The 16,238-nt window shown below is 27.0% G+C and carries 10 protein-coding genes; all 10 read right to left on the bottom strand.

The features are described 5' to 3' along the window. Window positions 1-69: 69 nt before the first annotated feature. The 10 genes from ACWI69_RS10365 to brxC all read right to left on the bottom strand — a co-directional run bounded on the left by ACWI69_RS10365 (window position 70) and on the right by brxC (window position 16,078). On the bottom strand, window positions 70-279 hold the full coding sequence (locus ACWI69_RS10365; RefSeq protein ID WP_448821762.1) for a hypothetical protein: 210 nt from the start codon (window positions 277-279) through the stop codon (window positions 70-72). A 164-nt stretch (window positions 280-443) separates the two neighbouring features. Then, the gene (locus tag ACWI69_RS10360) at window positions 444-692 is read right to left on the bottom strand and encodes a DUF2442 domain-containing protein (protein WP_448821761.1); all 249 of its coding nucleotides are present in this window, start codon (window positions 690-692) and stop codon (window positions 444-446) included. Window positions 693-703: 11 nt separating this feature from the next. Next, a complete protein-coding gene (locus ACWI69_RS10355) occupies window positions 704-970 on the bottom strand; it encodes a DUF4160 domain-containing protein (RefSeq protein WP_448821760.1) in 267 nt (88 codons plus the stop codon). A gap of 299 nt (window positions 971-1,269) precedes the next feature. Continuing rightward, entirely contained in the window at window positions 1,270-3,387 is a 2,118-nt protein-coding gene (locus tag ACWI69_RS10350; RefSeq protein ID WP_448821759.1) for a DEAD/DEAH box helicase, read from the bottom strand. After that, window positions 3,377-4,654: a BREX system ATP-binding domain-containing protein gene (locus ACWI69_RS10345; RefSeq protein WP_438532608.1), complete on the bottom strand. Its 1,278-nt coding sequence runs from the start codon at window positions 4,652-4,654 to the stop codon at window positions 3,377-3,379. The genes ACWI69_RS10350 and ACWI69_RS10345 overlap by 11 nt, the downstream gene beginning before the upstream one ends. Then, window positions 4,647-5,561, bottom strand: coding sequence for a DUF1788 domain-containing protein (locus ACWI69_RS10340; protein WP_448821758.1), 915 nt, complete (start codon window positions 5,559-5,561; stop codon window positions 4,647-4,649). The genes ACWI69_RS10345 and ACWI69_RS10340 overlap by 8 nt, the downstream gene beginning before the upstream one ends. A gap of 11 nt (window positions 5,562-5,572) precedes the next feature. Further along, a complete protein-coding gene (locus tag ACWI69_RS10335) occupies window positions 5,573-6,151 on the bottom strand; it encodes a BrxA family protein (protein WP_448821757.1) in 579 nt (192 codons plus the stop codon). A 17-nt stretch (window positions 6,152-6,168) separates the two neighbouring features. Beyond that, complete coding sequence (pglZ, locus tag ACWI69_RS10330; protein ID WP_448821756.1) at window positions 6,169-8,679, bottom strand: BREX-1 system phosphatase PglZ type A; 2,511 nt, start codon at window positions 8,677-8,679, stop codon at window positions 6,169-6,171. A gap of 55 nt (window positions 8,680-8,734) precedes the next feature. Beyond that, the gene (pglX, locus tag ACWI69_RS10325) at window positions 8,735-12,361 is read right to left on the bottom strand and encodes a BREX-1 system adenine-specific DNA-methyltransferase PglX (protein ID WP_448821755.1); all 3,627 of its coding nucleotides are present in this window, start codon (window positions 12,359-12,361) and stop codon (window positions 8,735-8,737) included. Between the two features lie 21 nt (window positions 12,362-12,382). Further along, window positions 12,383-16,078 carry a BREX system P-loop protein BrxC gene (gene brxC, locus ACWI69_RS10320; protein WP_448821754.1) on the bottom strand — a complete coding sequence of 1,232 codons (3,696 nt, stop codon included), beginning with the start codon at window positions 16,076-16,078 and terminating at the stop codon, window positions 12,383-12,385. Window positions 16,079-16,238 lie beyond the last annotated feature (160 nt).

Genomic DNA, 16,238 nt, shown 5'->3' with positions numbered 1-16,238 from the left:
ATTCCTATCGTGTGCCTTATATCTTCTACTTTCTCCAAGTACTCTTCCCATACGTGTCTAGCAACTATTTTAGTCTTCTTTTTCCATCAACAAATATGTTTTCTTCATCAAGGAAATTACATTTAGCAACTTCAACAAGAATTTGTTTAAAAATTTCGTCAAAAATATCAGTTCCTTAGCTTTGTCAATTTTTCTAATAATGTGATTTTCAGGAAGAAGATTATCCAAATTAATAGTTTTAAGCGCATTTCTTTCATCAGTGTTTTTAATTCCCATCATAAATTAAATCGCCTCCTTATTTAAAAATATTATATCAAAAAATTCGAAAAAAAAAGCTGTAGACAGTTGCTCGTCTACAGCCTGATACACCAGTATTAAACTGGTGTATAGCTAGTTATATTTAAAGCGTTATATATAAAATATTTTTGTTCTATTAATTGTACTTATTTTACGTTTTTTATAGTTTTACTCTCTTCATAAAGCGTTTCTGGATCTATATCTGCTTCATTCAGCCATTCAATACTATCAAAAGCTACTTTTACAGTTTTGAATAGATTGATATCATTTAATTCTTTAAATATTCCTTTATTCAAATATGGATGCATATCAAAAATTTTAGTTTCATTATTTTCAAATGTTATTATTAATTTATAATCATCTGTAGGGATAACTTTTTTTACTGCTAAATACATTCTTCTCACCTCTACTTTAATGGATCAATTTTAAATGGAAGCTCACTTTCCATAGCAAGTTTCCAATCAGCTCTTAATTCTTCTTGGCGAAGCTCAGCCCAAGCTAAAACTAATTTCAATTGTTTTTTAGGTAGATTTCCTTCTATTAATTCACAACATTCAATGTCTATTATAGCTTTAAAATCTTGATAATACGCATGAAAGTGTGCAGGAGCATGCTCTTTAGGTGCACAGTACATTCTAATTATTATTCCGTAAAACATACTTATCGTAGGCATATTTTTCCCTCCAGTTAATTTTTAATTATTTCAATTATTTATATAATAATACACCATTTATTATATAAAATCAATTTTATTATAACTTTATACAAATTTCTATGTATTATCTGCAACACATAAAAAAACGCACCAGCTATAGCTAGTTGTATTCATGAAATACTTTTGTTCTATTAATTGTCTCCTGTTACTGGTAAAAATACAGTTTTGCCACATTTTTCCCCAAAAAAAGCTACCCCTAAGATGAAAATTTGAGTCAGTATTAATTCTCTTAAGTGAATTATGATGGACGAGAGGACTCAAGAGCTAACTATTTCCAATTCTATAATTTTCTTTAGATTTGTGAAGTCATATAATTCATTGAAAATTTCTTGCTTTATATAATTTTCAGGTAGATACTTTTGAAATTTAGATATATCTGTATCTTCAACTTTAGAAAGTATCTCATTTTTAGATTGATTTAATAACTCATCAAAATTTTCTTTAAGATTCCCAAGATAATATATTAGTTCTTTAAAATCAAACTCCAACGGAATTTTTATTGTTAAATTATCCCATTCTATCGTATCTTTAATTATTCTATCATCTAAAAGAGATATCAGTGCAAATAGACTGTTATTAACTTTATTTCCTGCAAAAGTATATATTTTTATTTTACTTCCAATTTTTTGAATTTTAATTTTTTTAAGAGAATATCCTTCATAAATATATTCATTTCTCATCTCATCTATAATATTTTGCTCTTTTAAATGTAAATAAGAATACTTATCTCTTTCTGTTAGTATTTTTAAAATTCTTCTTGAAATTTCATAAGAAATAAATCCTATTTTAGAATTCCAACGAGGTTCTTCCGCAATTTTTGCTTTTTCAACATTTATAACTCTTTTTTTATCATCTTTTCTTACTACTTCCCAAAACTCTCCAGCTAAAATAAAATAACTTCCCACAATAAGAGGTCTAGCAAAAGCAAAGTCAAGCGTTCCTACAAGTCCTCCACTATCTTTTATACTATATTCTACCTCTGTAAAAAAAGTAGAATATAAATCAATGAAGTTTGATCCACCATAATCTTTTTCTAATTCATCTCCTATAAAAAGTTTATTTCTATCTGCTAAAAGAATTTTTTTCTCTAACATATAAGAAGTTATTTCAATGAATTCTTCATAAGTTATTTCTGAAAAAGCGTATACTTTTTTTAAAGTAGAATATATTTCATCGGCTAAAATTCCAAAATGAGAAAATACTATCATTATCATTTGATGAGCATATATACTATAATTTTTTTTATTTACCTTAAGGGACTCTACCCAAGAATCAATACTTAAAGATAGTATTGCCACCGAAAGTAATAAATCTTCTTGAGATTTAGGAAGAAAAACAAACCATGAAATTGTACCTTCTCTTCTTCCTGTTCTTCCCATTCTCTGGAGAAAAGAGGAAACTGTTCTTGGAGATGAATCCTGAATAACTATATCTAGTCCCCCTATATCAATTCCTAATTCTAAGGTACTTGTTGCAACTATAGTTTTATTTCTTCCATATTTAAAAAGTTCTTCTACTGCTTCTCTTCTATTTTTATCTATAGATGAGTGATGAACATAAGAATCGACTCCAAACTTCTTTAAATCTATATTTATTCTTTCACAATTCTTTCTACTATTAGAAAATACCAAGGCTTTTTTTCCATAAATTCTCTTGTAAATTTCTTTTAATCTCTCCTCGTATTCTTCGGTATATTTTATCTCCACTTTTCTCGCTTTTTTAACTTTAGAAGGTTTTATTACTACTCCTATTCTTTGACTGCTACCTTGTAACCAAGTTAATATATCTATTGGATTTCCTACGGTTGCAGAAAGACCTATTCTTTGAAGTGGATTATCTGTATATTTGCTTAATCTTTCTAATAGTGATATTAATTGTATACCTCTACTGTTTTCTACAAAAGAATGAATTTCATCAACAATTATAAATTCCAAGTTTTTAAATATTTCCTCTTTATCTATTTTAGAATTGCAGAGCATAACCTCTAATGATTCTGGAGTAGTCATTAATATCTCTTTTGGTGAGATTGTAAATTTTTCTTTTTTACCTCTGGACACATCACCATGCCATTTAAATACTTCAAAATCTAAAAACTTTCCAAGTTCTTTGATTCTAACCTCCTGATTGTTAAGAAGTGCTTTAATAGGACTAAGATATATACACCTTAGCCCAACTTTTCTTTCTTTTGCCATTAATGATAAAATAGGAAAAAAGCAAGCTTCTGTTTTCCCTCCTGCTGTAGGAGCAAGTATTATCAAATCTTTTCTTTTTATAATTTCAGGAATAGATGCTTCTTGCACTGGTGTAAGAGATTTCCATTCGAGCTTTGTAATAATTTTTTCTCTCAGTTTAGGATCTAAAAGATTAAAACTCAATTATTACCCCGCCTTCCTTTTCAGTATTTAAAACTTCGTTATAGATAGATTCATTAAATTCAAAGTTATCTTCTGGATAATAGTCTTTATATATTTGACTTTTATCAAGAATATCTACAAAAATTCTAAGATAACTTCGAGGAGTTATCTCTATCTCTCCTCCAAAAGCCGTTGTCTTATCTAAGATAAGCTTTGAAATAAATTCTTCTGTTATTTTTTCTCTTATATTCCAATTATAAATTTGCTCATGAAGATTCATAACTTTAAATGAAACATCATAAAGTCTATTATTATCAAAGTTATTAAGATAAATTATCGGCTGTCTCAAATTAACAAATTTACTATCTTTTTCAACTTTTAATCTTTGGTAAAGAGGTTCTAAAGATTTTATTCCTCTATCTGATTCTATAAGTTCTGGAGTACCTGTAAAAAGAAAATAACAGTTTGGATAACTTATTCTATCAGTTTCATCTATAAAATATCTCAAATTTTCATAAGCAGCTTCTCTAGAACTTCCTTTAAGATACTTTTGAACAGTTTCTACTTCATCCATTATTATTACAAGCCCTTTATAACCGCTTTTCTTTATCATTATGTTAACAGCTTTTATAAAACTAAATGAATTTTCTCTATCTAAATTTATAGCTACATTCATCTCTTTTTTTATAGTAAGCGAAACTTTTTCTCCTTTTAACCATCCTAATACTCCTTGAGCAAGAATATTATTTCCTGATGATTTAGCTTCATAATAACATCTTATGGCATTAGCAAAGTTTGAAGATAACTCTCCCACTTCTGACAAATCCAATTCTAATCTTTCTTTAAGTTTTTCTATAAAAATTTCTTCGTCATCTATTGGATCTATCTCGTTTATACTACAAATCGTTTCCTCAATTCCTAGAAGCCACTCTTCTAAAAGTAAAGGCAGAGCTGGAACTTTTAAATTATCAGATTTTCTCATCCCCTCTATTATTTTCTTATATACTTCTTCAAATTTATTCAGTGGAGCTTCTTGAGAAATTATTATATTAGATACTATAAAATTCATTTGAAATGCAACTTGCCTTACAGATGCTCCAAAGAAAGTTTTCCCACTTCCATAATCCCCTATTATCATTTTGAAATCACTTTTCCCCTGACTTACATTTGTCAACTGAGATTTTATTTCTTTTAATTCATCTTCTATTCCTACTGCTATTAATTCTGTTCCTTCAAGAGGTACAGTTCCATTTCTCAATGCTTTTATTACACTTTCTTGTTTATTCACCTTTCACCTCAAAACTTATGTATTTTTCATTGTATGTGAATCTATTATTTTCTCCTATTATTTCATGAATTATAAATTCACTATATCCTAAAGAATCTAATATTTTTCTATTTATTCTTTGAATAACTCCTGAAAGCATTGAGCTTCTTCCAAAAGTTTTTATCAGAAGAGTTGAGAGTTCTCCTTCATAAAGGCTTTTTTTATCCTTCAATTCTTTTATTATAAACATTTCTCTATCAGAAAGATTAAGTTCCACAACTGCTTTATCTTCTTTTTTATTTTCTATAATAATTTCTGTTTCTAATTCAATTTCTCTTTTCTCTATTTCAGATACTTCATCTTCTACAAGTTTAAAGGCTCTATAGTAGTGGTCTGAAGGAAATATATTAAAAAGACTCAATCCTTTTGTATCGTAAGTTCCAGGAAATAACATTAAAATAGGTTTGTCATTATCATTAAAAATAGGTTGCAAAGTATTTAATGTACTATGACTTCTTATAAGCGGATATACAGAACCTACTCCATCTAATATTATGAGTTCTGCATCTCGTCCTCTTTCACCTATAATTTTAGCTAAATCAGCTCCTTCTATCATAGGAATTAATATATCTCCAAGCTTTTCACTTCCTATTTCCTCTTCTCTTTCAATAGCGCTTTCTACTATATCTCTATTATTCATAATCTCTATATATAGCTCATAAAGATTAAATCTTTCAACTTTTATTTTGTAATACTCTTTTAATTTTTTTAAAAGATCTTCTACATTATCTCTTACTTTTAATTCATAGTTTGGAGAGTAGTCAAATATATAGAATGGAACTTCCCCAGCTATTCTCTTAGCTTTAAGAAATTCTTTATTTGTTATTCTATCCTCTATCAATTTAAGTCTTATATCTATTAATTCCATAAATTACCCCTTTAAAAAAATAGTATTCTTCCTAAATTTCCGTTATTTTCAAGAATATATTTCTTTACTTTTGGATTTATATTAGGTGTTGCTATTGTATAATCATTTTTTTCTTTGATTAAGTAGCCTCCTTGGATAAAAAATTCTACTATTTTACTTTTCATTCTTTTTACTGTTGCCTCTGTCCACTTTGAAATTTCAGGAACTTGTAAAATTTTATTAGAAATAAAATTATCAATCTCATTTTTTGTAATATACATCTTTAACTTAAAATGATTAGAAAATATTAATTCATTTAAAAAATCATACATGATTTTTTCGGTATTTATTATGGAATACAATATAAGAAATTTTGAAGTAACAACGTCTCCACTTGCCATCTCTTTTATTAGAAAAATATCCAGACTATTCATTCTTTTGGCTATTCCTCCTGCTTTCTTATTTAAATTAGATTCGCTTGTATAATCTATAATCTTTTCACTTTTTATATAGTCTCTTAGATTGTCTATTTGTTTATCTGAAATATTTATAGCTGTCTGTATCATCTCCATCTGCCAAAAATTTTCTGAGTTTATAGCTCTATATATCATTTTTCCACCTTTTATATTTAAAAATTATTGAATCTTATATCAAAATCTATACTATTTATTACTTCATCATCTTCTAAATCTGTTATCTTTAACGTATATTTTCTATATAGTTCATATTTTTTATTTTTTATATTTAATACAACATCAAACTGTCGCTCTCTTATTGTAGTTCCTGTACTATCTAACACCACTATCTTTTCGTCTGAGATTGGTTCGTCTCCATCGTAAAGACCTATTATTACTTTTCTTCTAAAAACTTTGTTTAAGGTATCAACTTTCTCTGTTTGAAGAAATGAAAGATTTATGAAGTTGTTTGAAATTATTTTACTAGAATTTAAAAGTTCTAATTCCACCTTAGACTTTTTTTCTATCTCATTTTTTAATGATTTAAATCTAATAAGAGGTACTAAAAGTTCTTGAATACTTATCCCTCCATGAACAAATTTGCTACCTCCTCCTTGTTGTTTAATTCTCAAATTTCTTAAAGGAATATAAGCCTTTAAATTTTCTTGTTTAAACAGAGGTTTCATTTCTATTTTTTTCAAGCCCTCTTCTTGAACGTCTTCTTCTGATATTATATATCTTTTTCCTTGTTCTAAAATGTCCATTTGAAACTTATTTAATTTATCATATTCCTTAAGTTCTGTTCTCTGATAAAGGAATCCATGATCTGCTGTTATGTATATATTATTTGCTTTAGCCTTACTATTTAAGCTTAAAACAAGATTTTTAAGTTCTTCTACCGCTGTTTCAACTGCATCAAAAACCTTGTCCTCAGTTTTTTTATTATCTCCTATAGCATCTATAGTATCGTGATAAATATATACTACATATTTTCCTTTAGTTATTTCTATCATTTCTTCTCTAGAAAGTCTCATAATATCACTAGAAGATATTATAATAGAATCGGATATTTTTTCTTTTAGAATTTTTTCACGATTAAGAGAACCTTTTGTACTTATGCCTTTTATAGTTATATTTCCTTTGTCGTATCTAATACCTTCATTAGGAAGAAGTGCACTCATGCATACTGAAGTTATACTTGGAACAGAAGCAAGCATATAATCTTTTTCAATTCTAGATTTTTCAGGTGATTCTTGTGCAAGTAACTCCGCTAGTTCTATTCCAGCCTCATATCTTAAAGCATCTGATATAATAACAAAAATTTTATTCTTTTTTCTTGGATATTCTGCTATCTCAGAATTATAGAAATCCCATTGATTAAGAACTCCTAAAATTTTATGATTCATACTAAATTCCTCATCTAAATGAGATTCCCATTCTTCTGAAAGAATTCTATTATAATTATTATTATACTGGATTTCTATTTTATCTCTTAAAGTCATATACTGTTCATTGTCAGATATTTTTTCAAAACTTACATAGAATTTTCTATAAAGTGTATCTATTTTATAGAACTTATCCACATAAGCTTCTATAACTCTTTTAGCATGAATAAACTGCATTTTTAAGTTTTTCGTTATTCCTAAGAACTCTAAGGCTGTTTCTAATACTCTGTAATAAGAAATATACTTCTCATAGTTAGTTATCTCACTTTTTCTTATTTTAATATAATTAATAAGAAGATCGTAATTTGGATTTATTTCTTCTGTCATTTCTAAAATTTTTCTAATTATTATTTTATCTGTAATCTCAAATGTTCCTATATGTAGTAATTCTTCCATAGTCAAATTTTCTAATATATTCTTTATTTCATGAGAATCCTCTATGTCCTCAAGATATTTAGATATTGCTGATTTAACCTCTTTATCCTTAAGTAGATAGTCCATAGTTATATAGCAATTATTTTTATTTAATTCTTCTAAATCAAGAAAATATTTATTATTTAGTTTATATGCAAATTGTGCTAATATTAATTTTCTTATAAATACTTCACTGTTACATTTTTCTAAATCTATCCCAAACTCACTTCTAATAAGACTTATAAATCTTTCTTTTAAATTATACTTTTGAAGTTCTACATAAAATTTATCCTCTTCTGTCACAACAAGAATTATTATAGCTTTCATTATATCGTTAAATGAACGACTATTAAGTTTAAATAATACTGCAAGTATTGATAAAAACATCTCTTTTTCAGATATATCCCTATAATAAAACTTTTCAAAACTAGCCTTTCTTTTTTGGTTTAAGAAAAATTTCTCATAATTTCTAAAAGAATCTTTGAGTTCATCTTTTACATCAAGCTCATCAATTAATAAGGCAATAGTATCTGGAGAGAAACTATCACTATATTTTTCTATATCTAAAAGCCAATTTTCGTTATCTTTCATTTCTTCTATTCTATAAATAAGAAAATCTTCTTTTGGTTTATCTAATTCTATTAATTTTTTTAGCTTAAATTGATTTTTATGATTATGAACTACTACGTTAAGACCAGTTATATTTATTTCCTCTAGAAATTCTATATTTTCTCCTTTTAAATCCTCCCAGAATATAATAGCTCTATTTTGGTTTTTTTTAATTTTTTCTATCTTTTCTATAAGAAGTTTAATAATTTTTTCCACGTTATACACCTACTTTTATTAAGTAATAAAAACCACCAATGATGGTGGTTTATCATTACATTTTTATTTTATACAGTATTTCTTCCGTCTTTTGTATCTTAGAATAGTTTTCTTTAACTCCATCATCTAGATTAAGAGATATATTCTGATTTATAAGACTATTTAGCTTTTTATCAAGAGCAATAAGTTCATTTAACTGCTTTTGAGCTAATTCAATATCTTTTTTAATCTTTCTTTTTTCAAGAGTAGTCAGATTAGTTTCTAACTCTTTTTTTCTATTTATTTCAAGATTTGAAGATATTTTTGCCTGAAGTTCATTAGCATATCTATTTCTAAGAAGAGGTATCGTATTTTGATTGTATCTATGTAGATATACTAGAGCATTAAACCCTGCATCTTTACCTTTTCCGTTGCTAGTTACTAACCAATAAATAGGTCTCTTATTATATCTCTTGATATGATCTTCCACAAAGTCGTTTATGAAGTAACTTCTTATTATATCTCTTGAAGATTCCTCTGAATCCTTAAGGCTCTTAGCTATCCAGTCAAGGTTTTCCTCAAGAACTGCTTCTCCCCAAACTGCCTTTAAAAAGTTTTCTACTATTTCTATTATATCAGTATTTCCAAAATAATTTTTATCTGTCAGAGGAATTATACCATCAATAGAAGGAACTATTCTAGGATTTTGTATATTATGTCTTATTTCTCCATCTAATCCCAGAACTTTAAATCCATTACTCAAATCTAATTTATCATCTGAGTTTGCCATTATTAGTCCTGGTTTATCAATAGAGTATCTTCCTAATGCACAACCTATTATATATGAAAGAAGCTGCTTTGCTATCTCATTTCTATTAAATACAGGTTTTCCATCTTCCATGACAATAGAACTATCTTCCTCTTCATCATCTTCAGATTTTTTCTTTTTACCTTTAGACTTAACCCTCATTATTTCATTTTTTAGAAGAGTTATATCCTTTAACTCTACTTTTTCATCCATCTCATCTTGAAGCCCATAAATTTCTATGAATAATCTATTTAGTTCCTCCTCATTGCTATGCATCTGGAAGAACTCCTTAGTCCAAAACTCACAGTAAGATTTGTATGCATCATTAAGAGATGACTCCATAAGAAGAGGTGATTTCTCAAAATCCCATGAAGTTTCACGAGAATCCCATTCTTGTTTGGATAAATCTATATTTTTTTGAGCTATCTTTTCTACATCAAGTTTTCTTACATTTCTTAAATAAAGAAGTTTCCCTATACTACCTGGTTGAAAATTTAAAGTTGGAGCTAAAAATTCAAAATATTTTTTGGCTATTTTACTATTAATTAAGCTTCCATCATATAATAAATTTTCCGAAAATAAGCTGCAACCTCCATTATCAAACAATGCTCCCTCTGGCGAATATCTTGCAGAAAAGTTACTACTTGATACCGTTGTCCAAGCAAATGATTCTTTACACATAAAAGTTATGTTTCTTAATGTTGGTTTTGCAGTTTTTAAATTAAGTCTATTCCTTATTTCTAATCCATTATTTTCCCAATTAATTAAATACTCTCTATTTCCATACCATTTTCTATATTCTCCACCTTTATTGTACGGGAACCATTTCAAAGTTTTATTTAATTTATTAAAACTTGATTTGATAATTTCAACTTCATACCATAATCTTAAAAATAAATCATTTTTTCCAGTATCTAATCCTTTTTTACAATTAGCCGACTTATCTAAAGTCTTCCCTTTTAGGTATAAATTTTTCTCTTTTTCACTTATCCAATAAGCAATAGGGCTACCTGGGATTTTTTCAAAGTCTTTTTGGTTTGAAGTATATCTATATTTGACATCAGGATTTTTAATTGCTTCTTTCATCCTTATTGGTTGATTTTTAGGACCCTTGAAATCTGAAAGTCTTATATATTCTCCTTTATTTTCTGAATGAGAATTTTTTAGTGTAAATGCACAAATTGGTACAGTTGCATCTTCAAATCCTGAATACTCAAGTTGTATTAAACTCGTTATAGTTTTATCTTCTATAAAATAATTTCTTAAATCTTCATACGATTTTATAAACATCCATACAAAAGGACTCATAAATCCTAAATAAGCATGTTTTTTTCCTAATTCACAAGATTTTATAAAAAATACTGCAAAAAGATCACTTTTAACCTCTTTATAATTTTTTTCTACGTAGTTTTTAAGTTTTCCTTCCATTCTTCCTCTACCCATATATGGGGGATTTTCAATTAAAATATCATATTTGTCAGAAAGAATTTTTGTTTGTTTTATAAGTCTTTTAAATAATTCAATCTCGTCTTTTGCTATAAAAAGATTATTTTCTAAAAGTTTTTTTAATTGCTCTTCAGTCTCTATTAATTCATCGTTTGTCATAGAAAACTTAATAATACTTCCAATTTCTTTAGCATCTTTAAAGGTTTCTAATAATAGAACTAGCTTGTCTAACCCTTTTTCTTTACAAGTTATTAAAAGTTCTTCATTCACTCCATTAGATTCTCCAAAACTTGTTAAATTAAGTTCTATCTTTTCTCTTAATATTCCTGGAACTTCTTTTCTTGCTTTCATAAGTAAAGCAAATTGCGCTAACTGTCCAGCTCTATCATCTATTTCCAATCCATATAGATTATTTTTTAAAATTGCTTTTACTGCTTCTTTTTTTGAATAATCTGAATGAAGGTACGCTTCAAAAAGTATATCAAATGCATATATAAGTATATGACCAGATCCCATTGCAGGATCTAAAACTTTTAAATCTTCCAATCTAAAATTATCTATCTTATTCTTTACATAATTATCATCTTTAGGTTCCAAATAGTATTCCCATTCGCTTTTCAGCTTAAGATCAAGATTTTCTTCTATCATTTTCCCTAAAGTATTTTGAGTTATATACTTTACAATCCATTCAGGAGTAAAAAGTTGCGTCGCAGAGGCTATATATTCTTTTTTTATCTTAGATTTTTTCATACTTCCATCATAAACTTTAGCTCTACTTTCTGAATTATAGTATTGATAAAGCCATCCAATAATTTCTGTTTCTTGCCAATCCTCTTCAGAGATATCATTGTTTATAGATTTAACTATTCCATTTATTCCTAATACACCTTCTGGAAAAAGTAGTTCGCTATAGTCATGCTCTTTCTCAAACATGAAATCCATTATTTTTCCTAATTCGCTACATTGCTCTAAGAAAAGATAACGGAAAATCTCTTCTGTTTTATGATCTAAAAGTCCAAACTTTATATACTGTACATCTAGCTTTTCAGCAAAACTTAGATATTCATATTCTTGCATAATATCAGGTTCAACTTTTCCAGTAGAACTTGTAAGAATATTTATTCTATCTGGAAGATAGCCATTTACTTCCATGAACTTTATAGCTACAAATCTATTGAACCAAGTATATGCAGCTTCTTCTAAAAGTTCGTTATACCATTCTTTTTCGTATGAACTTTTTAACTTATTTACATAGTTTTTTAACTCTTCATACTTAACTCTTTCTATCGGTTCTGCTGTTTCTGTTATCTTTATCTCTGTTTCTGTAACAGCAAAGGGTTCTGAAAACCCTTTTGCTGTTATTCCTAATTGCTCTAATCTTATTATCATTTTTTCTATTAACCATCTTCTGCTTTCAACAGCAAATTTTCTTATAGACGATTTATTCATAAAAATTTTCTCCCCTTACTACTAAAATATAATCTTATTACCTGCAATTATTTCTGTTCTCATTTTTTCTCTTAAAACTTTTATATATTCCTCTACTTGCTCCACTGTTTCAAACTCTTTATACTGGCTCATCTTAGGGTCTATAATAACTTCAGGTTTTTTTCGTAATACACCCTTTAATATATCCATACTAGAATCATAATAATTTTTAATAAGACCTAGCATCAACTTATAATCTTCAAAACTAGAAAGAGAATTTATCTTATTTTTAGTATCTTTTTGAGAGAAGTTGATTTCATTTTTAATATTTTCATCAGCATTTTTCTCATTTAATTCTAATTCTATAGTTTTTTGATAATTTAAGTTTAATTCCCAAAGAAGCTGTTCTTTTAAAAGTTTAAAAATTTCATCCTCAACTCTTTTTATCTCAAAAGAATATGACATAATTCTCTTTTCATCAGATTTTTCTATTTCTTCTGAAAGTTTCTTAAAAAGATTTTCCACTTGGATATTTATACTTTCATCTCCTTGTATCTCAGAGATTATAGCATTTTTTCTTTCTTCTATTTCAATTTTTATATTATCTTTTTGTTTATTTAAAATCATTTCAAGATTTTGAGAAAGTTTTTCAACTAATATATTTATATCCTTCATCTTTTTTAATGGATTTTTTGATGTCAATATTGCTTTTATCTCTTTTAATGATTTATTATCACTTAAAGAACTTTCTAAAATTAGATAGTTATCAGCTTTTTCTAAGATTTTAACTCCTTGATCAAAAGTTTTGTCAAATTCTCTAAAGAAGAATTCATATATATCTTCAAATTCATCTCTTAAATCTAGTATATCATCTAATTTATCTCCAAAATCTTTTAAAAATCTCTCTTCCTGCTTAATACTTATAAGATTACTTATAATATCTCTATATTCTTTAACTGTTTCATATCCAGGATAGATATATTTATTATTTTTATTGTATTTATAAAAAGCATCACTTAATTTTTTCAGAATTTGGCTTTGAAGTCCTAACTTAATATCTTTTGTCAATTGTTCTCCATCTTCTTCACTAAGTATTTCTCCAACCACATCTTTATATGCTTTCTTTGCATTTCTTATTATTACTGGATTAATCCCTGTTTTTTTCTCTATTATTGTAGCTGATCTATCATTTGCTCTTGCTTGCATAAGAACTCTAACTGTTTCAGATATATTCTCTTTAGCAATTTTCACAGTTTGAAGTAATAAATTTATATCATTATTTTTTATCATCTCTGCAAGAAGCCCTGCTATATCTTCATTATTGAATCCAAATGGTATTGCATTAAATCTTTCATAAACCTCTTTTAAACTAACTCTAGTATAAGCATCTATATAATTTTTCAATTCATGTAAAGCTTGAGCATTAGGATGTCCTACAAATGTATTATCTTTTGTTAATAATTGCTGTTTATCCTCTTTTAAAAGATTTTCTATACTTTGTTTTGTATAATGTAATTGAACATATCCATTCTTTTCATATACCTTATCAACAAGAGCTTCTAGACCATCTGTTATTTTCTTAGTTACATCTGTAGTTTTTAAATTTAGAATATCTCCTGAAAGATATAATGACCCTTTTAAAATAGCATCCTTTATATATTGAACAAGATTGGCTTCTCTCTCTCTTGCTTCTTCTCTTTTTTCTGTTATTATTTTTTTTCTAACGCTATCCATTTGACTTAAAGGTATTTTATCTGCGTATTGATTAATTTTTTGTATTATTTCTGCTTCTTCAATTAAGCTGTTATCATCTAACTTTATAAATAAAGTTTTTTCTGTTCTAGATTTCTGAGCAAGTCTCACATGATCCCAATCAACAGAGTTTTGAGAAACAAAACTTAAAGTAATACTTTCTATATTTTTACCATAAAATTTATCATCAAACTGTTGATTGAAACTAAAAGAGTTTCCAAGTCGCTTTGATCTAATCTGATTTGAAATATAAACTTTAGTAAAAACTTTCTCCATAATAAAATCTTTTATTACAGAGTCATGAACTATTTCTTCACTTATATATCTATTTATACTTTGTTCCTCATCAGTCAAGAATTTATATACTCCATTATTTTCTGTTACAAGATATTCTGCCTTAAGTCTCTCTAATCCTTGTTTTATTCTATTTTCCAAAGCACTTTTATTTTCATCTAATTGAGTCATCATAAGAGTTGCAAGATTTTCAATGTTAGTATTCAATCCATTAATATCTTTTATCATGAATAAAACCTTAAGAATCTCTATATCAAAATCTTCTACATTTTTTTTAGCTGCAATCTGAATCGTTTTTAAAATATCTACATTTATAGCTTTTTGTATTTCTTCAAAAAATAGATTGAAAGAAACTATTGATCCTATATCATTATCTTTAATATGTTGAACTGCATTTTGAACAACTGTTAAAAGTGATCTTGCTCCGTCTGAAAGATGTTTTCCCGTATGCCCTTGCTTTCTTATGTTTTCAAGAACATCTTGAAGTAACTCTGCTTGATACGGTATTACTGGGTAATAATCTCTAAACTTTTCTTTAGTTTTATATTTATGAAGCGATTTAGTTCCTTGAGAAAAACTAAGAGCATTATCTATCCTCACTCCATTTTCCTCATAATATTCTTCTAAGTATTTTCCATATCCTGCAGTTTTTTCAAGTATTCTTTTTTGAATTACCTCTCCAACATTAGCACTTGTTAAGTTAAGTTTTAATTTAAATCTACCTTGAATTTTAGAAAACTCCATTTTCTTTTTTGCATTTTCACTTACCATACTATCCATAAGTTCTTGAGCTGTTACTAAAATCCATGCTCTTCCTTTAAGTTCTGTTCCAAGTTTTTCAGAAACAGTTTGAAGATTAAGCATAAGTTCATCACTATCTCCTATATACTGTCCTACTTCATCTAGGAGAAATGCAACTCTTTGATTTTTTCCTATTTTATCAAGACACATTTTTAAAAACTTTGTAAAATCTTCTATAGAAATTTCTTCATTGGGATTTTTAGCAAGGTATATTGCTTCATCTTTAGTTAGCTCTCCCATTTCACTTGCTACTTTAGCAAAGAGTTCAAATTTGAAACTCATTTGTTCTTCTCTATATTTTTCCCATGTAAGTCCAGAAGAAACTTCTAAAAATTTAGCCTTAAACTCATCATATCTATCATTTTGCCAAAGATTTCTCTCAAAGTTTGCAATTCTCAAAAATTTCTTTGTAAATCCAAGCCTTGAGTAAAATTCTCTTAATAAAGTTGAAGCAATACTATTTTTTTCTTGTTTTGTATTTTTATTACTTACAGCATCTATATTGAAAAGAATAGATATGCAGTTTGTATCTTTAAGAGCTTCTAAATCATTTTTTAATTTTTTATCTTCTGTTTTATTTAAAAAATATTCATAAGGATATCTTGTATCTATTGGTTTATTTCCTATAAGAGTACCAAACATTTTTAATAAATGCGATTTACCTGATCCAAAGAATCCTGAAATCCATACTCCAACATCTTCTGTCCCTCCATTTCTTATAGAGTTACTATATTTTTCTAAAAATTCCTTAAAGTGTTGTATCAAATCAGATGTAATAACATACTCTTCAACTTCGTACTTTATTGTTAAATCATCTTGAGTATCTGCCTTTATTACTCCATTAATTTGTCTATTTATATCTTTAAGAAATAGATTTTGTATTTTTTCCATTGCCTATCCCCCATTTTTAATTATTTTTTACGATGTTATTATTTTACTATAAAATATAAAATAAATCATATTATTTAAAAATATTTTTATAATAAAATTTTATCTAAAGTTATAACTTTCTAAACTCTTATTTTTACTGAATCTAATGCTACATATTCTA

Source organism: Cetobacterium sp. (assembly GCF_977044495.1).
Note: the sequence above shows the minus strand (reverse complement) of the source record. Positions and strands in the feature narration are given on the sequence as shown.